Here is a 20,596-nt window from a genome sequence, read left to right as displayed (position 1 = left end):
CGGCGGCCCCGCACAGCACCGATTTCGCAGTTCAGGAGGTGTTCAGGTAGCCTGGGCCGGTTGCCGACGCAGGCGACCCTCCTGCCACGGAACACGCCGTGGCCGCGACGACCATAGGAGGTGATGAGGTTCTAATGCGTCCATACGAAATCATGGTCATTCTCGACCCCACACTTGACGAGCGCACCGTAGCTCCCTCGCTGGAGACGTTCCTGAACGTCGTCCGCAAGGACGGCGGCAGTGTCGACAAGGTCGACATCTGGGGCCGTCGCCGGCTGGCGTACGAGATCGCCAAGCACGCCGAGGGCATCTACGCCGTCGTCGACGTCAAGGCTGAGCCGGCCACCGTGTCCGAGCTCGACCGTCAGCTCAACCTGAACGAGTCGGTGCTGCGGACCAAGGTGCTGCGGACCGACAAGCACTAGGCGAAGCGCTGCAACCTGTCATGCAGGTTGCGTAGGCTCGCGCCCAACTGTCCGTCCACTCAGGAGGATCTCGTGGCTGGTGACACCACCATCACCGTTGTCGGAAACCTGACCGCCGACCCGGAACTGCGTTTCACGCCGTCCGGCGCTGCCGTCGCCAACTTCACCGTTGCGTCGACGCCGCGCATCTACGACCGCCAGAGCGGTGAGTGGAAGGACGGCGAGGCTTTGTTCCTGCGGTGCAACATCTGGCGTGAGGCCGCCGAGAACGTGGCCGAAAGCCTGACTCGCGGTTCGCGGGTGATCGTCACCGGGCGGCTCAAGCAGCGGTCCTTCGAAACCCGTGAGGGTGAGAAGCGCACCGTCGTGGAGGTCGAGGTCGACGAGATCGGTCCGTCCCTGCGCTACGCCACGGCCAAGGTCAACAAGGCCAGCCGCAGTGGTGGCGGCGGCTTCGGTGGTGGCGGCGGTGGTGGATCCCGCCAGTCCGAGCCCAAGGACGATCCGTGGGGCAGCGCCCCGGCGTCGGGTTCCTTCAGCGGGGCCGACGACGAGCCGCCCTTCTGATCAACAACGAATTTTTTGCAAGGAAGAGATAACCAATGGCCAAGACCAACAAGCGTCGGCCGGCACCGGAAAAGCCGGTCAAGACCCGTAAGTGCGTGTTCTGCTCCAAGAAGGGCAAGGGGCAGATCATCGACTACAAGGACACCGCACTGCTGCGCACCTACATCAGCGAGCGCGGCAAGATCCGTGCCCGCCGGGTGACCGGCAACTGTGTCCAGCATCAGCGCGACGTCGCCGTCGCGGTCAAGAATGCCCGTGAGGTGGCTCTGCTGCCGTTCGGCTCGTCGACGCGCTAGAGCCAGGAACGGAGAGAGATATGAAGCTGATTCTCACCGCTGAGGTGGAGCACCTGGGTGTCGCAGGCGACACCGTTGAGGTCAAGGACGGCTACGGCCGTAACTACCTCCTGCCCCGTGGGCTGGCGATCGTGGCGTCGCGTGGCGCCGAGCGCCAGGCCGACGAGATCCGCCGGGCCCGCGAGACCAAGGCCATCCGTGGCCTCGAGCACGCCAACGAGCTCAAGACCGCGCTCGAGAACCTCGGCGAGGTGTCGCTGCCTGTGAACGCCGCCGCCGACACCGGCAAGCTGTTCGGCTCGGTGACCGCGGCTGATGTCGTGTCGGTCATCAAGAAGGCCGGCGGGCCGAATCTCGACAAGCGGACCGTGCAGCTGCCCAAGGCGCACATCAAGTCCGTCGGTACGCATCCGGTGACCGTGAAGCTGCACACTGGCGTCGAAGCCAAGGTGTCGCTGAACGTCGTGGCCGAGTAAGTAGCCGAGTGCGCGGCGGCGTAGTCGCCGCTTAGTACCGCCAGCGCTGATACGCCCGGGTGAGGACCTTAGCCGGTCCTCACCCGGGCGTTGCTGTCCGTGCTGGCGAACACGTTGCGCGAAAACCTCGACAGCGAAGCTAACCGGCTGTTAACCCAGGTGGCCCCTCCGTGAAACACAACACGCCCGAGACGGCAACCAGCAGCGACACGCCGAAGAATTTCCCATCCACAGTGATCCACCGGGCACCTGGCATCCTGACCTGGGAAAACAGTGGATCACAACGCGGTAATCCACAGGTTCTCCCCAACGACTCAACACACCTGCCCACAGATTTCCCCATGCCATCCACAGCTCCATCAACAGGCTGGCTTTCGGGGGTCGCCAGCAACGCCTAACGTGTTGCGTCGCGGCGCGTTGCAACGATCTGTCGGCGCCCTGTTTTACAGTTGCAGTACCTATTCGAATAGACGTTCGAGCTTGTCGTCGGCAGGTCTCGTGAGGGGGTGGGGTAGTCCGTGGCTGTCGTGGACGACCTGGGACATCCGGATGGGCATGCCGGTATGGACGGGCCGCCGCCAAGTGAGGAGTTCGGTCGCCAACCTCCGCAGGACATGGCTGCCGAACAAGCGGTCCTGGGCGGCATGCTCCTTTCCAAAGACGCCATCGCCGACGTGCTCGAGCGGCTGCGTCCCGGCGACTTCTACCGTCCCGCGCATCAGAACGTCTACGACGCGATCCTCGACCTCTACGGGCGCGGTGAGCCCGCCGACGCTGTCACCGTGGCCGCCGAACTCGACCGCCGCGGGCTGCTGCGCCGCATCGGTGGAGCGCCCTACCTGCACACTCTGATTTCCACGGTGCCCACCGCTGCCAACGCCGGGTTCTACGCGGGCATCGTGGCCGAGAAGTCACTGCTGCGCCGGCTCGTGGAGGCCGGCACGCGCGTCGTCCAGTACGGCTACGCCGGGGCCGACGGCGCCGATGTCACCGAGGTGGTGGACCGGGCGCAGGCCGAGATCTACGACGTCACCGAGCGCCGCGCCTCCGAGGACTTCGTGCCCCTCGAAGACCTCCTGCAGCCGACGATGGACGAGATCGACGCCATCGCATCCCAGGGCGGTATCGCCCGCGGTGTGCCGACCGGCTTCACCGAACTCGACGAGATCACCAACGGGCTCCACGCCGGGCAGATGATCATCATCGCCGCGCGTCCTGGTGTGGGTAAGGCGCTCGCGCTCGACACCCCGCTACCCACGCCTGGCGGTTGGACCACCATGGGCGACGTCGCGGTGGGGGACTGGCTGCTCGCGTCCGACGGTGAGCCGACGCGGGTGCTGGCCGCGACCGACGTAATGCTTGACCGGCCGTGCTTCACGGTCGAGTTCTCCGACGGCACAACGATCGTCGCCGACGCACAACACCAGTGGCCCACCGCGCACGGCATCCGTACGACGAGCGCGTTGCGGCCCGGCCGCGACTCCGTTGTGGCGCCCTCCGGCGGTGGCAACCTGCTGACCGCGGTGGCACAGATCGCCGCGGTACGCCGTCTGCCCAGCGTGCCGGTGCGCTGCGTCGAGGTCGACAATTCGGCGCATCTGTACCTGGCCGGTCGCGGCATGGTGCCCACCCACAACTCCACGCTCGGGCTCGACTTCATGCGGTCCTGCTCGATCAAGAACCGGATGGCCAGCGTCATCTTCTCGCTGGAAATGAGCAAGTCCGAGATCGTCATGCGGCTGCTGTCGGCCGAGGCGAAGATCAAGCTGGGCGATATGCGTTCGGGCCGTATGAGCGATGACGATTGGACCCGTCTCGCCCGCCGTATGAGTGAGATCAGCGAGGCGCCGCTCTACATCGACGACTCACCGAACCTGACCATGATGGAGATCCGGGCCAAAGGCCGGCGGCTCGCCCAGAAGGCCGACCTGCGACTCGTCGTCGTCGACTACATGCAGCTGATGAGCTCGGGCAAGAAGTACGAGTCGCGTCAGCAAGAGGTCTCGGACTTCTCGCGAAGCCTCAAGCTGATGGCCAAGGAACTCGACGTTCCCGTGGTGGCGATCAGTCAGCTGAACCGTGGTCCCGAGCAGCGCACCGACAAGCGGCCGCAGGTGTCCGACCTCCGTGAGTCGGGCTGCCTGACCGCGAACACGCGAATTCTCCGGGCGGACACCGGCGCCGAGGTCACCTTCGGCGAACTGATGGCCACCGGCGAACGGCCCTTGGTCTGGACACTGGACGAGCGCAAGCGCATGGTGGCCCGGTCCATGACCAACGTGTTCTACAGCGGGCACAAAGAGGTGTTCAAGCTCCGGCTCGCGTCCGGACGCGAAGTCGAGGCCACCGCCAATCATCCGTTCCTCACCGTGGACGGCTGGGTTCCGTTGGGAGAGCTGAAACCTGGCGACCGTTTGGCCACGCCACGACGGGTGCCCGAGCCCGTGCAGACGCAGCGGATGCACGACTCCGAGGTCGTGATGCTCGCGCACATGATCGGCGACGGCTCGTGCGTGAAACGTCAGCCGATCCGCTACGCGTCCATCGACGAGGCCAATCTGGACGCCGTCGAGATCTCTGCCGCGTACTTCGGCATCACGCCGATCCGCGACGACTACCCGGCCGCGCGGGTCACCACCATGCGGCTGCCCGCGCCCTACCGGCTGACTCACGGCAAGCGGAATCCGATCGCCGAATGGTTGGACAACCTCGGGCTGTTTGGTAAGCGCAGCTACGAAAAGTTCGTTCCCAAAGAGGTTTTCGCGCTGCCCAATGATCAGGTGGCCTTGTTCCTCAAGCACCTGTGGGCGACCGACGGGTCGGTGCGGTGGGACGCCAAGGCCGGCCAGGGCCGCGTCTACTACGCGACCACAAGCCGGCAGTTGGCTGACGACGTCACGCAGCTGCTGCTGCGAGTTGGTGTGTATGCGCGCATCAAGCGCGCCAAGAAGACGGGCTACCGCGACTCCTGGCATGTGCTGATCTATGGCGCGGAGAACCAGAAACGGTTCCTCGCGCACGTCGGTGTGCACGGCGCGCGCGGCGAGTCGGCGCGCGAGGTCCTGACCAACCTGGAAGGCGTTACCCGCAACACCAATCTCGATACGGTGCCCAAACAGGTTTGGCAGCAAGTGAAGTCGGCGCTGGCCCGCGAAAAGATGTCGCATCGCAGCTTCGCCGTCGCTATGGGCACGCAGTTCTGCGGCTCGGCGATGTGGAAGCATGCACCCAGCAGGTCACGGTTACATCGTGCGGCAGCACTCCTCAACGACGTCGAGTTGCACGACCTCGCGATCAACGACGTGTTCTGGGACGAAATCGTCGAGATCACCAGCATCGGCGAACAAGACGTCTACGATGGAACTGTTCCGGGCACGCATAACTTTGTGGCACAAGGCATTTCGGCTCATAATAGTTTGGAACAGGATGCCGACATGGTCATGCTGCTCCACCGGCCCGACGCGATCGACCGTGATGACCCGCGCGGCGGTGAAGCCGACATTATTTTGGGCAAGCACCGTAACGGCCCGACGGCGAACATCACCGTCGCCCACCAGCTGCATTTTTCGCGGTTCACGAATATGGCGCGATAGTTTTGCGCTGTTGTAGGTTCTCAAGTTTGACTGCACCTTCTCAAGTCGGCTGCACTCGGACTGCACTTGTGCAATGAATGTGAGACGCACCGGGGACGGATTCGGAGGATTCCGCCCGTGAGATTGAGATGGTCGAGGCGGGTCCGGCGGTGGACGGACCGCCGATGTGACGGTTTCCGTTCAAAGCAAGGCTGGAAGCACTGACACTGTGCCACTATTCGGACTGCGCCGTGCTCATCAAACCCGAAGTCAGAATGCTCAGCCTGGCATTTTCGTGGAGACGTGCACGCGGATCGCAGTTCTGCCCAGCATGATCTGATCGGCCGGCCCGTGGGGGCCATACACCGGGCGTATGTCCACCTTCAGCTGATGTGGGCCAAAGTCCCTGCTCCGGTGTATCTTTCGGGTGTGCACCGCGTGACGGCTCGGTCACGCAAAGCTTGCGAGGGTATCGAGGTCTTCTGCCGCCTCCGCGAAGCGGCGGCCCATCGCTACGGCGAACCGGTCGGGTTGCATTTCGACGGGCGTGAGAATGCTGAGGTATCCATGCATTATGTGCCGGCGGTGTGCCGTGAATGCAGTCTCCAGAGTGGGCGCGTCAGTGACGCCGTGACTCCGTAGTTCCTCCAGGTAGAGCGCCAGCAGATCCCGCTCGGCAGCTTGCCGATCGGCAGGGGTCAAAGAACCGGTGACGAAATAGGTGACATCCCAGATGTAGGGGCCCAGTCCGATTCCCTGGAAGTCGCAGAACCCCAGCCGCCCCGACTTCTCCCGAAACGTGTTGCCCAGGTGTGCGTCTCCGTGAACGAACGCCTTCGGTAGGTGGCTGTCGGACTCGAACATCGCCCGCAGCGCTCGTTCGATCTTGCTTCGGTCACGCAGCGGTGCAGACAGGAAGTCGGCGCGGTCGCGGTTGATGTAGTCGTCGAAGTGTTCCGGCTGAACCAAGAACAACATCAGATCCGACACCGTCGAAATGTCCACGATGTCGCTGTGCTGGTCAAGTCCCTCTCCGCTCCAGTAACGACCCTGTATGGCCGCCAACTGGCGTACGCCGTCGGCGACAGTGTCGGTGTCGAGCGGGGACTCGCAGTCTCCGAACACGACGCCGCGTCGGGAGAGATCCTCCAACAGGACAATCGCCTGACCGCCGGCATCAATTCCGGCGAAGTAGGCGTGCGGCTGCACGACGGCATCGTCCAAGCTGTGGGCTAGGTGCTCGTAGTAGCGCGCCTCTCCAGCGAAGGCCGCGGCCGAGCTGAAGTCATGATCGATGAAGTCACCCTTCATGAACATCGACGAGGGCAGATCGTGTGGGTTCGACCGGTACTCGAGCCGCACCCGCAAACTACTTGCCGAGCCCTGGCGCAGGTCAGCGATGACAGCGGAGGACACCTCGGTGCCCGGATGACGACGAGACAATGCACGGGTCAGAAATGTGGCGTCGATACCCTGCAGCTTGGTGGGCAGCACAATGGCTTCTGCATCGTGGGTCACATCACCACGTTAACGCGGCGTGCAACGGATCGGATTGATCGAAGGGGGCCCAGCGAGGAAGGAACGGATTACGCCGAGATGCTAGATAGATTGGCGAAGTGGGCATCGGCGACAGATCACGTCCGAGCGTGCTGCTCACGGGCTCAGACCGCGACATCGAAATCGATAGCCACAACGTCGACCAGTTGCTCAACGACGATTCGTGGTGAAACACACTTGACGAGGTACTGGTGAGGTACTGGTGTTGAGTGAGTACTGTGCGTCTCATTTGAGATCGCCAATCTCAATCCGAATGGCCAACGAGTGGCCGATTGGCACCGACTGAGATTTCTCGGCTTCGTGCGTGGCTGCGAATACTCTGGACCGACTACACGCAACCTCGGTCGACAGCTCATCAAGAATGTTCTTGAGAGACCCGGCCGTAACTGCCGTGGGGAAACGCGGTGGCCGCCGAGGTGTGGGGCTTTCAACCGCGACCGAGCCATGGGATGACCATCAATCCGCGCCGGGTACCCGTGATGAATACGCCCTGGAACACAGCAGCTGTGTCTGCCAGGCGCGGTTCATTTGATCGGGCGTCGGCATTCAGCATGAACGCAGTTGTCGTATCCGGTGGCAAGACGAGCTTCCTACGTCGGGTCACCTTGCCCACATAGAGCTCCAATGTGGCCTCGATGGTGGGAAGTAAGGCGTTTGGAGGTGTAACAACAGTGATGTTGGCGCCGATCTTTTGTTCGGTATCGAATGCGTCAGCAGCAGCCGACCACCCGCGGCCCCAGTTGATCGATTGACTCGTGCCCATGCCCAGACCAGGACTAGCGAAGCTTGCGGGCGAGAACTCGGTCGTCTTGCCCTCCATCTTTGGATCGCTCAAGTTCTCGGTCGACCCTTTCGGGTACCACGTCAGCAGACATTCAGCGGTTAGGCCGTATTCCATGAATGCGGTCACGTGCTCACCCCTTTTCAAGCTCAATGCGAGCATTCGACATGGCGCCCCCCATGTCGCGAGTACTGCGCTACCTGACTTCGACGCTAACGCTCACCCGGCCTCTTACGTGGTGTAATGGCGCTGCCCACCCAGCGATCATCACAACCCTTCTGGCCCGGCCCCAGGACACCACCGCCAGCCAAAGGGGCACGCCAGCGGCGGTCATCCGGCAGTTGTCTACTCGCGAGATAAGGGCACTCGAACCCAACCCCGGTATCCAGCGAGATCCCCACGGAGCGCTGCAGCTCCTTGCCGCTGCCGTTGCCCAGATTGAAGAGGATGAATCTAATAACGACTCTCCGCCAGCCATCGCCATGTGAAGGCCGCCGAAGAAGAAGCTACGCCCGTAATTTGATAGATGCCAGGGGTGCTGGCCTGGGCTGGGGCGTTGGCGGGTTCCATCGAGGCCAGTGCGCTGCGTATCTCGTTTCGAGGCAACAGATCTCCGCGGGTGGGCAATGTGAAGGCCTACGGATGGCTGGGTATTTACCGCGAAAAGGAGGGGCCGTTTCGCCGGTACTCCCTAGTGCCGGCAGTGGCTCCCAAATCTAGTTGCGTTGCACGCAAATAAACTGTTGCGCAGACGGTTCCGAGCCGAGCTCGAGGCGGCCTGTGATGTCACGGTGACGGCATCTATCGTGAATGTATTCACACACGACGCTGTCGCGGACAGCGAGCCGAGCCACCAACATGTGCGCTCATGAGAAATAACACGAATATGAGACAACTCGGGGATGACATCAGGTGAGGCACGGTGAGCTGCCGCAGGTCACAGCACTGCGGCATGACACGAAGCTCGAGAAGCTATGTGCGTTCGTAGGAATCGTTGCACCGCCGGAAGTCCAAGTATTCCTTGCAGCACTGGACCTTTCGTCAACGCACATACCGTTTCACAAGGCAACCCGTAAATAATCCAGACCAGCTCAGATCGGCGTCCCATAGGACGTCGTCTTTCCGGTGTGCCAGGGCCCAACGCCGGAGACGCGTGTGACGTCAACAGTGACGAGGAGATGCCCGCCTTCGTTCAGCTCGAAGCTGGGCGCGCCGGTGTACTTGTGAAACAGCTGATCCATGAACCTCTGGCCGCGTTCGAGATCATTGTCGATCGACGCGATGCCTTCGATGAGGAGATGTCGGGTCAAACCGCTTTCAAGTTTCCGATCATCCTGGATCGAGAGAGTGCATTTCGGATCGTGTGCGAGGTTCTTTCCCTTGACCCGCCACGGAGGTGTTCCGAACTGGATCTGCCCGTCGTTCGTTATGTCGATCCAGATGAAGGACACATGGGGGCGGCCGTTGGGCCGCATTGTCACCAGATGTGCGCACGGCCGTGACTCGATGAGCGCGCGGGCCTCCGGATGAAAGTCATAAGCCATTGTTCTCTACCTCTCGACGTACGTACCTCACGTGAAATCTCAATACCCTCAACCGCTTCGAGCAACCGAGAGGCTGTCGTCGCGACGACTTCAGAGTATTTCGGCCACCGTGAACGGGGCCCAGGTGATGTCACCGTAGAGAACGCTGGCCACGTCCGGGTCCGAACTCGGAGCTAGCGCCGCAGCGGGATGATCGGCATCGAAGAGCCATTCGATCGACTTGACTTGAGCCTCCTTCACGTCGGCGACGAACGGTACCGCGACCCGCGCGATCTGCTCACCATCATCCGGGCCGGCGAAGGTCGTGAAGTAGTTCAAGTGCCCGCCGATCGTTGCCAACCTTTCGGTACTGACCGACGACGTCGTTCTCACGACCACCTTGCCGTCGACGTAGAGCTCCTGGACCAGTTCGCCTGGATGCGGCTCGGTCTGCTGCACATATCCGATGTCGGCACGGTTTCCGCATGACGCCTCGGCGAAGGACCGCATGCCCGCGGACTCCAACCAGTGATGCGCGAAGAAGCGGCCGTGCCCAGTCGCATTGCCATCACTTGTCTGGGTGTCGTATCCGCTGACTTCTGGAGCGATGTAGCCGCACGAGAGGCGACCGTAGGTCCCCATGCCCGACGAGCGTCCGGGATCCTCTGCGGCCCAGAGGTTGAGCAGCACGACTCCGTCGGGGTGGGGCTCCAACCGGCTCGGGAGGGCCCGTCGCGCCGCGGCCGGATCCGCGGGCCGGTACCCGATAATCATCATTCGAGCGTCCTTGATGATCTCCCGTGGAAGCGGAACGACATCCGGGCCGGCAACACTGTCAACACTCATGACGTTTCCTTGTTCGTAGGTGCAGATGGTCCGTTGCTCCACTCTTGCGTCGGCGCGAGCAGGCGAGCATCGGTGGCGGACTCGTAGGGGAGCTCATGCGCGGGACGGGACACCAGTTCCAGCAGCAACCCGATGGGCGTTCGGACGTAGAGAATGGTCACGCCGGCATGGGGCACACCTTCGAGGAGGACCGGGCCGCCGCACGCACTACATCCGTGCTCTTTCAGGTATCGCATCGCTTGGTCGATGTCGCCCACGTGAATCGCCAGATGTGACGCCCCGACATCACTGTTCAGCGGCCACTCTTCTTCTCGATTCGTGGTGCTCCATTGGATGAACTCCACTACTTGAGTCGCCCCGAGCCTGACGTAGGCAAGTGTGGCCGAGGCGCGGGCGTCAACGTCGAAATGCGTAGACATCCAGTCGCCGGAGGGATCGGAGAAAGGTCCGGCCCGGAGAATTTCCTGACCTCCGAGAACCTCGACGCAAAAGGACACGGCAGCATCGAGGTCATGGACCGACCAACTGACATGGTCGACATTGGTTGCGGTAGGGATAGATTGAGTCGTCACGTGTACCTCCAGTTCTAGTTCTGTCACCAGCGAGATCGCGCGTCCGGCAGTAGGAAGTTTCATCTCAAACGGTCGGAATGCTGCCACCGTTCACCGTGTATTCGGCACCCGTGACGAATGATGCGAGCGGACTCGCGAGGAAGACGTTGACCGCCGCCACCTCCGCTACCGTGCCGAGTCGGGCAAGGGGGAGCTTGCGAACGTTGACGGCGAAGTGTTCAATCGCGGCTTCCTTTTCCATCCCGAAAGACTCAGCGACGGAATCGCCGAATCCACCCGGCCGGTCCCACATCGGTGTGCGCACAGGGCCCGGACTGACGGTGTTGGCACGAATTCCCGCGCCACCGAACTCAATCGACAGTGCCTTCATGAACATGAGGATCGCCGCCTTGGACACGTTGTACTCAGCGAAGAAGGGGTCAGGCATTCGGCCGGCATCGGAGGCAACGCTGACGATCGATCCCCCGCCGGCGGCTTTCATGTGAGGCACCACTTCGCGGCACATTCGCACGATGCTCAGAAAGTTGACATCGAGTGTGCGCCGCCAATCAGCGTCGGTTCCCTCGAGTGAGCTGCTTCGGACTGGCGCGATCCCGGCACACGAGATCAGGATGTCGATGGAGCCGAACGCCTCCAGCGCTGCAGCGGTCGCGGCCGACGCCGAGTCTGGATCCGTGAGATCACACTGGAACGACCCGAGCTGCGGGTCCTGCCGACCAGCAAGGGGGTCGACGTCGATGTCCACCGCCAGGACGTTGGCGCCTTCGGCAAGCAACTGGTTCGCCGTCTCGAGTCCGATGCCCGACGCCCCGCCGGTGACGATCGCCGTCTTTCCTGAAAGCAGGTAGTCCATGTGCCATCTCCATTGATAGTCCCGTCATTCGATGACGTCCTGATGAAAGTGAACTTCGAATCTCGCATGTGATACACGAGTGATGTTGAACGCTAAGTGATTTGGAACTCCTTGGCAAGTACGGGAAAACCGTCATAACCCGGAGGTGGCGATCCAAAAGATTGGCGAATGGCTGCCATTCAAAGATCGAAGGGCACGTGAAACCGGTCTCGGATACGGTTGAGCGATTGGCGGTACCGCGTTATTCGCATCGAAACCGATTGCATTACAAAGTGTTTTGAAGAGGAGAGTTGATGACCGACCGAAGGTACGCCGGATCTGTCGATGTCAGGTTTGACTGGGTGACGATTCACGATCCGCTCCCGCCGACCGACACCACGACCATTCAGCGTTTCCTCGCCCTTGATGACCTGTCCAGCACTGTGTCCGATGTGCTGGACGAGTTGGGCGTGCGCGGTGCGATTCCCACCTCACGCCTGAGTCCGTCGATGCCGAAGGAACGAATCGTCGGAAACGCCACGACGGTGCGTAACGTGGGTCAGTCGCGGTCTGCGTATGCCGCGGTGTCCGACAAGGATTGGCGCATGGCCGAAATCCTCGCCCTCAGGACTGCGAGCCCAGGGGACGTCTTGGTCATCGAGGGCCTTGCTGAGGTATCGAACATGGGTGGCTTGATGGCTTCGGTGGCAAAGCGGCAGGGCGTGGCGGGTGCGATAGTCGACGGCGGCGTCCGCGATCTGGGGAGATCGCGCTCCTTGGACTTCCCGGTGTGGTCGCGTGACCACACTCCGGTCACCGGCAAGTGGCGCAGCATCACCACCGAGGTGAACGGAAAGATCCGGCTGTCCGACATCCAGGTCACGGCCGGCGATCTCATCGTCGCCGACGAGACCGGGATTTGTTGCATTCCACGCGATCTAATCCCCACAGTTCTTGAGCGAGCAGAGCAGATCGCGGCGTCCGAGATCGGTTTCGATGCCCTGCTGAAGGCCGACGAACCGGTCGACGGCCTTATCGACTATCTGTACGGCGGGACAGACTGAAACCATATATTCGGCAATGACTTTCGACACGTTCACCGTCCGGCCGCCCCGCACTCCCGCCGAGATCGGCGCGCTCGACGCGACACGACCTCTCGCGATCGAGCTGGCCGCCAAAGTTGCGGCATGGCTTGAGAGTTTGTCCAGCGAGCAGCTCGCACGAGCCACCTTCGGACCTCCCGGCAACTCGGAGGAGGAGCGGTTGCTCTGGTTCTATACTCCGACCGATCACGGCGGACTTCCGTTGGTCGACCAGCGCCCGGCCCAGCATCGCCTGGCGATGCAGATTCTTGCGGCCGGACTCTCAGAGGCCGGGTACGTCACCCTGGTCACGGTCATGGGCATGGAGAACGTGCTCGACCGCCTGGAGGGGTGGTCGATGACCTTCGAACGAGATCGCGGCAGAGACCCCGGCATGTACTACGTAAGCGTGTTCGGGTCGCCGGGTGACCGGCTGTGGGGCTGGCGATTCGGCGGTCATCATGTCTCCGTCAATCAACTGATCGTCGACGGACGCGTCGTATCCACAACCCCGCTGTTTCTGGGGGCGGACCCGGCCGCTGCGCCGTTGATCGGCGGTGTGCTGCAACCGCTGGTCAGCGTGCAGGACGTCGCCCTTGACCTGATGAGATCCTTCGATACCGACCAGCGGACGCGTGCGCTGATTCATCCCCGGGCGGTGTCGGATCTCGTCGGAGCAAACCGCTCCCTGGTATCCGAGGGCAATCAGCGGCTCCCTTTGCCGGATGTGTTCCGCGGTCGGTTCACCGACAGTCAGGTGGCGACCAAGCTCGACCAGGTCAACGAAGCGATGCAGGCCGGCTCCGGTTACTCGGCCGAAGACGACGCCCAAGTCGCGTTGACCGGGATTCCGAAAGGACTGCCTGCCGGCGCCATGACGACGACACAGCGGGACGTACTCCGGATTCTGCTCGACTTGTACTTCACCCGGGCGGCCGAACCGATCGCCGAGTCGTACCGCGTTCGATACCGGGGTGATGACCAGTTGGACGCGCTGCACGTCGCGTGGGCCGGGGCGATGAACGCCGGCGAACCGCACTATTACCGCATCCAAGGTCCAGGAATTCTGATCGAGTACGACAACACCCAACGCCGCGCCAACCACATTCACGCGGTGTGGAGGGATCCAACGGGTGACTTCGGAGTCGACACCCTTGCCCATCACCACCACACGGCGCATGGCGCGCTCAGGGCACACCGTCCCGACGAGGTTTAAACAGGTAACCTGCGGTGATGGTGTCATTGCGGGCACTTGAGTCCCTGGTGGCAGTAGCTGACCACGGATCGATCACCCGCGCCGCGGAAGCGCTGCATTCGTCGCAGCCCGCGGTGTCTCAACAGCTCGCCGCACTCGAACGTGAGACACGCACGCAGTTGTTCCATCGCGAAGGACGCGGAGTGCGGCTGACGCCCGCCGGTCGTGCGGCCCTGTCCGACGCGCGGCGGGCCCTCGCCGCCGCCGCGGCGGCGGTGCGCTCAGCGCGCGTCGTCGGGGAAGGCGCCAGCGGGTCGTTGCGGCTCGCGTGCGCGCAGAGCCTCACGGTCGCGTTCCTCGCCCCGGTGATCCAACGATGGCTCCACAGCGATAGCGCAGTGATGTTCACGCTGCGGGAATCGACCTCGATGGACGTGCTATTGCAAGTCCTCGACGACGATGAGGTGGATGTGACGTTCGTAGCCGCGCCCACTTCCATTCCTGACCGGTTCACCGTCACTCCGGTCGCTGAGGAAGAGGTCGTCCTGACAACAACATTGGATCATTTCCTGTCCAAACAATCCGCAGTGCGACTCGATCAACTCGACGGCGTTCCAATCGTTCACTTCGCACCTGAGAATGGTCTCGTCTCCTGGCTTGACTATTCGCTCGCCGAGGCCGGCGTTCGTCCGGATCCCGTGATGAGAACCGCGGTGACAGCATCCGCACCCCAGCTCGCCGCAACGGGGATCGGCGTTGCCATCACACCGATCAGTGCGGTCGGCGAAGGCTTTCCCGGAGCCGTACGGTCCTTCTCACCCCGCTGGTTTCGCCAGCTCGTGGCCATCACTCCCGCAGCGCCTGACCCACTCGCCGCCCGCTTCATCGGCGAACTTCGGGCGCGGGGCGTGCGCGTGCCGGGGGAGATCCGGCAGCAACTTGCAACCGACCTCGCGACAGGAGACGATCTCGTTCGCTCCGACGACATGTAGACCAGAGTCCGGACCCCCGACGCGACAGCGACTCCGAATTCGCTACGAGGTGAAGAGTTCATCGAGATGCCGATCGATTGCGGCGAGAGCCTCCGCAGGATTGATGACGTCCAGGTCGAGAAGCGGCGTCAGGCCGGTCAACGCAAGGATGCGGTCGGTTTCGATGTTCGCGTCGCGACCGCCAGCGATCTTTCCATCACTGATCGCTTGCGCGATAAGGTCTTTGACCTGTTCTCGTCCCTGACGTAAGCCTTCCCGCGCACGATCGCGAATTAGGTTGTCGTGCAGTGCTTCGAGAACATAAGCGGCGTTCATTCGGCTCGTCGCGCGCGCATCGTCGTGCAGCGGCAGCATTTCGATGAGTGTCAACCGCAGGACGTCTCGAGGGTGCGGTGCCGCGCCAAGCGCCTGCAGACCACGCGCCACTCGCTGAGCAGTCTGCTCGGCAGCGAAGTCCATCGCGAACGAAAGCAACTCCTGGCGACTCGCGAAGTAGTGCTGGAGCTGGCCATGTGACATCTCGGCCTCTGCCGCCACCTCACGCAGACTCAAGCGCTGAACCCCGCGTTGATCCACCACACGCCATAGAGCGCGAGCGATCGTCTCGCGACGCTCGCGGTGATCGACCTGTTTCGGCATTTGGCCTCCTACGGTCCAATACACTTGAAATAATACAGGTGGATGATTACCGTCGGCGCATCGAACAGTTGGGAGCAGGCATGCACGGACATCCGCGCGTCCGAACAGAGCAAGGGCTCGTTGAGGGTCGACTACGGCGAGGGAACGCCGACTTCCGCGGCATCTCCTACGCCCAGCCCCCGGTCGGTGCGCTGCGATTCGCTGCTCCCGCACCTGTCGCCTCGTGGGACGGCGTTCGGCGCGCGGTCGAATTCGGTCCAGCTCCACCGCAATCCGGCCCAGGCCCGCAGGCGGACCCGTCCCCAGATCCAGACTGGCTGACACTCAACGTGTGCACCCCGGACGCCGGCACGACGGGATTGCCCGTGCTGGTGTGGCTGTGCTGCGGCGGCTACATGGCCGGCACCGCGGCCGACCCGATGACCGATCCCACCGCCCTGGCCGACGCAGGCATCGTCGTAGTCAGCGTCCAATGCCGAATGGGCGCGGAAGGTTTCGCCCTGATCGACGGCGCTCCGCCGAACCGCGGCCTCCTCGATCAAATCGCGGCGTTGGAATGGATTCAGCACAACATCGCCGGTTTCGGCGGAGACCCGACCCGCGTCACCGTCGCCGGGACATCCGGCGGAGCCGGGTCAGTCGCCGCACTTCTCGCAATCCCCCGCGCCCGCTCACTGTTTCACCGGGCCATCACCCACTCGGTTCCCGGACTGCACTGCACGCCTGCACTGGCCAAGGAAGTGACCGCTACGCTCGCCCATCGCCTAGGTGTCGCGGCCACAGCACAAGGGCTCTGCACCGTCGCCCCACAGCGCCTGGCCGACGAGGTCACCGCACTGTGCGTCGACATGCCCTCCTATCGCGAACGCTGGGGCCGCCTGGCTCACCTGGGCATCACCGTCTGCCCGGTGGTCGACGGAGAACTCCTTGTCCACACGCCGTGGGCCGCCCTCACTGAGGGTCGTGCTGAAGGGATCGATCTCCTCGTCGGCCATACTCGCGACGAATTCCGGCTCTTCAGCATCATGATGGGCGTCCGGGGCACCTTCACCGACAACGATGCGATCACAGCGATGGAAGTGTTCGCTCCGCGTCCCGACGGTCCAGGCGCATACCGCTCGGCCTTTCCCGACGCCGGTCCGGAGGAACTCGTGGAAATCGTGTACTCGGATGCCACCTTCCGCATGCCGTCGCTTTTGCTGGCAGAAGCAAACACCGAAGCCGGAGGCAACACGTTTGTCTTCGAACTCTCCTATGCCACAAAGCATTACGGAGCGTGTCACAGCATCGACGTCCCACTGGCCTTCGCGACCCTCGACAGTCCCACCGGCCGACTTTTCTTCGGAGACCACCCCACGGCGGATGCCTTCGCGGTGTCGCACGAACTCCACCAGGCATGGGTCGGATTCATCACCGCAGGCCAACCCGGATGGCCCCGCTACAGCACAGACCAGCGAGCGACCCGAGTCCTAACGACACCCTCCTGTACCACCCCCTATCCCGAGGAAAAGTCGCGGCGGATGTGGCTCGGCCATCCGCCGACCCCGTTCACACTTCTCGGGACCGCCCCCGGGGGCACGCGCTCGTGACCTACTCGGTTGGCACCGTGCCGTCGTTGGTCGGCGTTGGCCCGGGACCGAGCTTTGGTTTGTCGAGGGCCTCGAAGCGGCGGCTGGCGAGCTCTCCGAGTTCGATGATGCCTTCAGTGATCTGGCGTGCCAGTTGAGTCGGGTCGTCGGTGATCCGGCCGCGCAAGTTGCCGGTGCGCCAGAGGGCAGCTAAGCCGTGTGACATCGACCATCCGGCGATGACGACGCCGGTGATGTCGTGGTCGGGCGATGCGTCCAGGCTGGTCCGCGCGCTGTCGTAGAGGATCGAGAAGGCCGCGTTCCGCGCTTCGATGAGGTTGGGATCATCGTTGCTGTAGAGGTCGGGGCGAAACATGACCTCGTAGTGGCCCGGGTGGGTGAGGGCGAACATGACGTAGGCCATCCCGCCGTTCAGGAAGGCGTCGGGACCCGTCGCTGCTGACCCGATGGCGACGGCGGCTAGGCGGAAACCCTCGGTGGCGACCGCGGTGAACAAGCCTGCCTTGTCGCCGAACTGGTAGGCCAGCGCAGCATGTGTCACGCCGGCGTGGCGCGCGACCTCGCGCATGCTTACCGCGGCGGCGCCGACGCGTTCAACCTCTTCGATTGCTGCCGTGATCGCGGCTTCTCGCAGGTTGCCGTGGTGGTAGGACCGAGGGTTGGCCGACACGGCGCGATCCTAACCTACGATCTAACCATTGATAAGATGTGGCGGTTGCGCCAGACTAACCATTGGTAAGTTCACGAGGTTGGGGCGGCCGATGGAGACCTTCGATGTGGTGATAGTCGGCGCGAGGTGTGCGGGCTCCCCGTTGGCAGTCATGCTCGCGCGCCAGGGGTTGAGCGTGTGTGTGGTGGATAAGGCTCGGTTCCCGTCCGAAACGCCATCCACGCACGTCATCCAGCCGTGTGGGTTGGAAGTGCTCGAACGCATCGGTGCACTGGACGCGGTGTTGGGGACCGGCGCAGTGCCGCTCGATCGCTTCACGCTGGTCAACGAGGATGTGCGTATTGACGGCAAGCTCGATCCCGCCATCTTCTCGCGGTCGGGACTGTGCGTGCGGAGATTAACCCTCGACGAGGTGCTGGTCGACACGGCGGCGACAGCGGGAGCGGACGTGCGCACCGGGGTGAAGACGACCGGTCTGCTCACCGCCGGCAAACGGGTCGTCGGCGTCGAGACCGAGCGGGGACCGATCCGTGCGCGTCTGGTCGTCGGTGCCGACGGTCGGCAGTCCACCGTCGCCGCGGCTATCGGAGTGCCGGAGTACCTGACTACCACTGGGGGCCGTGTGCCGGCCTGGGCGTACTTCGAGGGAGTCGCCGAGCGGGAAGGAAGGCTGCGACTCGCTCGCATCGGTGAGCATGCATACCTCGCCAGCCCCGCTGATTCCGGGCTCTATATGGCGTGCATCGCTGATGGCGCGGGTCTAGGCGTGGACCGCGACGCGGGATTCGACGCCCGCATTGCCGGCTGGCCCGAACTCGCTGACCTGCTCGTCGGCAGCCGACGAGTAGGCCCCATTCGGGTAATGACCAAGTGGCACGGCTACTTCCGTCAGGCCGCAGGGCCCGGCTGGGTCTTGCTCGGCGATGCCGGGCACTTCAAAGACTTCACGCCTGCACAGGGCATCGCCGATGCGCTGCGGCAAGCCGAACGTCTCGCCGAGACCCTGCCTGCTGACCTCGCCGACCACCGCGCCGTCGACGCCGCGACACAGCGGTGGTGGCGCTGGCGCGACCACGACGCCCTTCCCATGTACTGGTTGGCCACAGACATGGGCAAGCCCGGGCCGCCGACCCCGCTGGTCACCCAGGTCTTGCGTGACATCGCGGCGGACTCGGACGCGACGATGACGCTGCTTCGGGTGCTCAACCACGAGCTCAAACCGGCGCAGCTGCTGACCAGAAGGCGGCTCGCCGTCGCCGCCGGGCGAACGCTCCGCGACCACCCAGACCAAATCGGCGCCACGAGCAAGGAAATCGCGGCCGCGATCCGCGACGAAATCCGCCGCGCGCGCTGGACCCGCACAACGCCGCCACCTGCCGGCGGCCGACGCGCGCGTCGCGCCGTCGTCTCCAAGCCCGTACGGAACAATTCGGTCAGCCCGGATGCGAGCAAGTGAATCATTAGGTGGGCCATAGCAACCGTCGTGGCCGGCACGGTGGCATGTTCGCAGGAGACCGCGACGTCGCCGTCTGTAGATGTGCCGTTGCAGGCGGCGAACACGGCGTCCCGGTTTGCCGGACGAGTGGACTTGACCGTGCCCAGCTACCATTCAGCGCCATCAAGAGCCCAACCGGAATTGCCGTCGACGGTGATGGCAACGTCTACGTCATCGCCGCGATCAGAGACCGAGGACGTCAGATCATCAGGCTCGGTGCCGAGTAGCGCCGCAAAGCACCGCACACGCACAGCATGTTGCGGCTCGTCAACCAGTTGTAAAGGACGGGTGGACATCCTCTGAGCGAGTTCGTAGCCTGTCCGAGTCACACACCGCCGGGCCAAGTTAGGTCCTTGCACATGAAGGATCGAGACAGACCGAATGACCCGGGTGCGCCAGTTACTGCGGCGAACGGTGTTGGGTTCGGCTGCCGCGGTCCTGGTGCTGGCGACGTCGTTTGGTGACGTCAAAGCTGACCCTGCGGCTGACGCGCTGGCGAAGCTCGACGAGTTGTCCCGTCAGGCAGTCCAGACGCGTGAGGCAGTCACGAATGCCCAACGCGATGCCGATGCCAGACTGGCCGAGCAGACAGCGGCCGTGGACCGCCATCGTGCCGACCTCGCGGGCCTCGAGGCCGCGAACGCTCAGCTCGCGCCCCATCAGGCCGCGGCCGACCGGGTGGCAGCGATGACCTACATGAGTGGAAGTACCGGTGAGATGGTGGCGGTGCTGACCGCAGCCTCCCCGCAACAGCTGATCGACCAGCTGTCGCTTCACCAGACGGTAGCCGCCCAGACCGCCGAGCAGTTGAAGGCCTTTCACGCAGCACGTGAGCGCGCGGCCACCGCCGCCAAGGCCTCGGAAAGATCGGCCGCCGACGCTCGCGCCGCGGCGGAGCGGGCCTCTGCGGTGCACGCAGACCTCGAGGCCAAGTGGCGTGACCTGATGCGGCAGATCGCCGCCGCGGAGGCGCAGTACGCGGCGTTGACACCGCAACAACAAGCGGTGGTCGACAATGCGAGCCCGCCGCCGAGTGCGCCGGCTCCGGCAGACCCGGCGATCGTCGCGATGCCCGGCCAGCCTCCCGTCGAACCCGGACAGTCTCTCGCGGCTGCTCGCGTCGATATCCCGGAGGCGTTGCCCGTCGGCGTCGCGAACGAGGCAGGGTTACAACCCAACACCGTCCTGGCCGCCCGGGCTGTCAGCGCACGGTTTCCGCAGATCGCCGACATCGACGGTGTGCGGCCGGACTCGAAGCCGTGGCATCCGAACGGTCTGGCGATCGACATCATGATTCCCAACCCCGAAAGCCCCGAGGGCATCGCGCTCGGCGACGAGATCCTCGCGTTCGCAATGAGCAATGCAGCCCGATTCGGACTACAGGATGTGATCTGGCGTGGCACGTACTACACGCCGGCGGGTCCGCAGGCATCGGGTTACGGTCACTACGACCACGTGCACATCACCACGACACCGCGCCGCTGACC

General features: G+C 63.6%; 20 protein-coding genes. 12 read left to right on the top strand and 8 right to left on the bottom strand.

Annotated elements, in window-relative coordinates; translation table 11 throughout:
- Positions 1-134: 134 nt before the first annotated feature.
- From rpsF to ACRCUN_RS08170, 5 genes are all read left to right on the top strand, one after another.
- Positions 135-425 (top strand): 30S ribosomal protein S6, encoded by a 291-nt coding sequence (gene rpsF, locus ACRCUN_RS08190; protein WP_029371044.1) that lies wholly within the window; start codon positions 135-137, stop codon positions 423-425.
- 72 nt (positions 426-497) lie between these two features.
- Positions 498-992 carry a single-stranded DNA-binding protein gene (locus ACRCUN_RS08185; protein ID WP_462141134.1) on the top strand — a complete coding sequence of 165 codons (495 nt, stop codon included), beginning with the start codon at positions 498-500 and terminating at the stop codon, positions 990-992.
- Between the two features lie 35 nt (positions 993-1,027).
- Positions 1,028-1,288, top strand: coding sequence for a 30S ribosomal protein S18 (rpsR, locus tag ACRCUN_RS08180; protein WP_462141133.1), 261 nt, complete (start codon positions 1,028-1,030; stop codon positions 1,286-1,288).
- Between the two features lie 20 nt (positions 1,289-1,308).
- Entirely contained in the window at positions 1,309-1,764 is a 456-nt protein-coding gene (gene rplI, locus ACRCUN_RS08175; protein WP_462141132.1) for a 50S ribosomal protein L9, read from the top strand.
- A 518-nt stretch (positions 1,765-2,282) separates the two neighbouring features.
- A complete protein-coding gene (locus tag ACRCUN_RS08170; protein ID WP_462141131.1) occupies positions 2,283-5,357 on the top strand; it encodes a replicative DNA helicase in 3,075 nt (1,024 codons plus the stop codon).
- A gap of 429 nt (positions 5,358-5,786) precedes the next feature.
- Here ACRCUN_RS08170 and ACRCUN_RS08165 read toward each other — a convergent pair whose 3' ends face one another.
- From ACRCUN_RS08165 to ACRCUN_RS08140, 6 genes are all read right to left on the bottom strand, one after another.
- The gene (locus ACRCUN_RS08165) at positions 5,787-6,854 is read right to left on the bottom strand and encodes a phosphotransferase family protein (protein WP_462141130.1); all 1,068 of its coding nucleotides are present in this window, start codon (positions 6,852-6,854) and stop codon (positions 5,787-5,789) included.
- Between the two features lie 466 nt (positions 6,855-7,320).
- Entirely contained in the window at positions 7,321-7,803 is a 483-nt protein-coding gene (locus ACRCUN_RS08160) for a hypothetical protein (protein ID WP_462141129.1), read from the bottom strand.
- A 962-nt stretch (positions 7,804-8,765) separates the two neighbouring features.
- Positions 8,766-9,218, bottom strand: coding sequence for a pyridoxamine 5'-phosphate oxidase family protein (locus ACRCUN_RS08155; RefSeq protein ID WP_462141128.1), 453 nt, complete (start codon positions 9,216-9,218; stop codon positions 8,766-8,768).
- Positions 9,219-9,308: 90 nt separating this feature from the next.
- The gene (locus ACRCUN_RS08150; protein ID WP_462141127.1) at positions 9,309-10,043 is read right to left on the bottom strand and encodes a hypothetical protein; all 735 of its coding nucleotides are present in this window, start codon (positions 10,041-10,043) and stop codon (positions 9,309-9,311) included.
- Positions 10,040-10,702, bottom strand: coding sequence for a VOC family protein (locus ACRCUN_RS08145; RefSeq protein WP_462141126.1), 663 nt, complete (start codon positions 10,700-10,702; stop codon positions 10,040-10,042). The genes ACRCUN_RS08150 and ACRCUN_RS08145 overlap by 4 nt, the downstream gene beginning before the upstream one ends.
- Entirely contained in the window at positions 10,680-11,468 is a 789-nt protein-coding gene (locus ACRCUN_RS08140) for an SDR family NAD(P)-dependent oxidoreductase (protein WP_462141125.1), read from the bottom strand. Before ACRCUN_RS08140 ends, ACRCUN_RS08145 begins: the two co-directional genes overlap by 23 nt.
- A 293-nt stretch (positions 11,469-11,761) precedes the next feature.
- Here ACRCUN_RS08140 and ACRCUN_RS08135 point away from each other — a divergent pair, with 293 nt between their 5' ends.
- The 3 genes from ACRCUN_RS08135 to ACRCUN_RS08125 are packed head-to-tail and all read left to right on the top strand — an operon-like array spanning position 11,762 to position 14,716.
- Complete coding sequence (locus ACRCUN_RS08135; RefSeq protein ID WP_462141124.1) at positions 11,762-12,511, top strand: RraA family protein; 750 nt, start codon at positions 11,762-11,764, stop codon at positions 12,509-12,511.
- A 16-nt stretch (positions 12,512-12,527) separates the two neighbouring features.
- Positions 12,528-13,745, top strand: coding sequence for a DUF3500 domain-containing protein (locus ACRCUN_RS08130; protein WP_462141123.1), 1,218 nt, complete (start codon positions 12,528-12,530; stop codon positions 13,743-13,745).
- Positions 13,746-13,762: 17 nt separating this feature from the next.
- Positions 13,763-14,716 (top strand): LysR family transcriptional regulator, encoded by a 954-nt coding sequence (locus tag ACRCUN_RS08125; RefSeq protein WP_462141122.1) that lies wholly within the window; start codon positions 13,763-13,765, stop codon positions 14,714-14,716.
- Positions 14,717-14,758: 42 nt separating this feature from the next.
- Here ACRCUN_RS08125 and ACRCUN_RS08120 read toward each other — a convergent pair whose 3' ends face one another.
- Positions 14,759-15,355 (bottom strand): TetR/AcrR family transcriptional regulator, encoded by a 597-nt coding sequence (locus ACRCUN_RS08120; RefSeq protein ID WP_462141121.1) that lies wholly within the window; start codon positions 15,353-15,355, stop codon positions 14,759-14,761.
- 38 nt (positions 15,356-15,393) lie between these two features.
- On the opposite strand from ACRCUN_RS08120, the gene ACRCUN_RS08115 reads away from it, so the two are divergent.
- A complete protein-coding gene (locus ACRCUN_RS08115; RefSeq protein WP_462141120.1) occupies positions 15,394-16,944 on the top strand; it encodes a carboxylesterase/lipase family protein in 1,551 nt (516 codons plus the stop codon).
- Position 16,945: 1 nt separating this feature from the next.
- Here the strand turns inward: ACRCUN_RS08115 and ACRCUN_RS08110 are convergent, their stop codons facing one another.
- Positions 16,946-17,614 (bottom strand): TetR/AcrR family transcriptional regulator, encoded by a 669-nt coding sequence (locus ACRCUN_RS08110; protein ID WP_462141119.1) that lies wholly within the window; start codon positions 17,612-17,614, stop codon positions 16,946-16,948.
- 91 nt (positions 17,615-17,705) lie between these two features.
- Between ACRCUN_RS08110 and ACRCUN_RS08105 the strand changes: the two genes are divergently transcribed.
- The 3 genes from ACRCUN_RS08105 to ACRCUN_RS08095 all read left to right on the top strand — a co-directional run bounded on the left by ACRCUN_RS08105 (position 17,706) and on the right by ACRCUN_RS08095 (position 20,594).
- Positions 17,706-19,070 (top strand): NAD(P)/FAD-dependent oxidoreductase, encoded by a 1,365-nt coding sequence (locus ACRCUN_RS08105; protein ID WP_462141118.1) that lies wholly within the window; start codon positions 17,706-17,708, stop codon positions 19,068-19,070.
- Positions 19,071-19,114: 44 nt separating this feature from the next.
- Positions 19,115-19,336, top strand: coding sequence for an SBBP repeat-containing protein (locus tag ACRCUN_RS08100; protein WP_462141117.1), 222 nt, complete (start codon positions 19,115-19,117; stop codon positions 19,334-19,336).
- Positions 19,337-19,490: 154 nt separating this feature from the next.
- Positions 19,491-20,594 carry a coiled-coil domain-containing protein gene (locus ACRCUN_RS08095; RefSeq protein WP_462141116.1) on the top strand — a complete coding sequence of 368 codons (1,104 nt, stop codon included), beginning with the start codon at positions 19,491-19,493 and terminating at the stop codon, positions 20,592-20,594.
- Positions 20,595-20,596: the final 2 nt, after the last annotated feature.

It is taken from the genome of Mycobacterium venezuelense (assembly GCF_054919535.1).
The sequence above is the reverse complement of the archived record's forward strand: the minus strand, read 5'-3'. Positions and strand labels throughout refer to the sequence as shown.

Bases quoted from the DNA above. Each gene is read 5' to 3' on its own strand.
- ACRCUN_RS08150 (WP_462141127.1), bottom strand. From the start codon at position 10,043: ATGAGTGTTGACAGTGTTGCCGGCCCGGATGTCGTTCCGCTTCCACGG.
- rplI (WP_462141132.1), top strand. From the start codon at position 1,309: ATGAAGCTGATTCTCACCGCTGAGGTGGAGCACCTGGGTGTCGCAGGC.
- rpsF (WP_029371044.1), top strand. From the start codon at position 135: ATGCGTCCATACGAAATCATGGTCATTCTCGACCCCACACTTGACGAG.
- ACRCUN_RS08100 (WP_462141117.1), top strand. From the start codon at position 19,115: ATGTTCGCAGGAGACCGCGACGTCGCCGTCTGTAGATGTGCCGTTGCA.
- rpsR (WP_462141133.1), top strand. From the start codon at position 1,028: ATGGCCAAGACCAACAAGCGTCGGCCGGCACCGGAAAAGCCGGTCAAG.
- ACRCUN_RS08155 (WP_462141128.1), bottom strand. From the start codon at position 9,218: ATGGCTTATGACTTTCATCCGGAGGCCCGCGCGCTCATCGAGTCACGG.
- ACRCUN_RS08140 (WP_462141125.1), bottom strand. From the start codon at position 11,468: ATGGACTACCTGCTTTCAGGAAAGACGGCGATCGTCACCGGCGGGGCG.
- ACRCUN_RS08120 (WP_462141121.1), bottom strand. From the start codon at position 15,355: ATGCCGAAACAGGTCGATCACCGCGAGCGTCGCGAGACGATCGCTCGC.
- ACRCUN_RS08130 (WP_462141123.1), top strand. From the start codon at position 12,528: ATGACTTTCGACACGTTCACCGTCCGGCCGCCCCGCACTCCCGCCGAG.
- ACRCUN_RS08105 (WP_462141118.1), top strand. From the start codon at position 17,706: ATGGAGACCTTCGATGTGGTGATAGTCGGCGCGAGGTGTGCGGGCTCC.
- ACRCUN_RS08125 (WP_462141122.1), top strand. From the start codon at position 13,763: ATGGTGTCATTGCGGGCACTTGAGTCCCTGGTGGCAGTAGCTGACCAC.
- ACRCUN_RS08135 (WP_462141124.1), top strand. From the start codon at position 11,762: ATGACCGACCGAAGGTACGCCGGATCTGTCGATGTCAGGTTTGACTGG.
- ACRCUN_RS08095 (WP_462141116.1), top strand. From the start codon at position 19,491: ATGACCCGGGTGCGCCAGTTACTGCGGCGAACGGTGTTGGGTTCGGCT.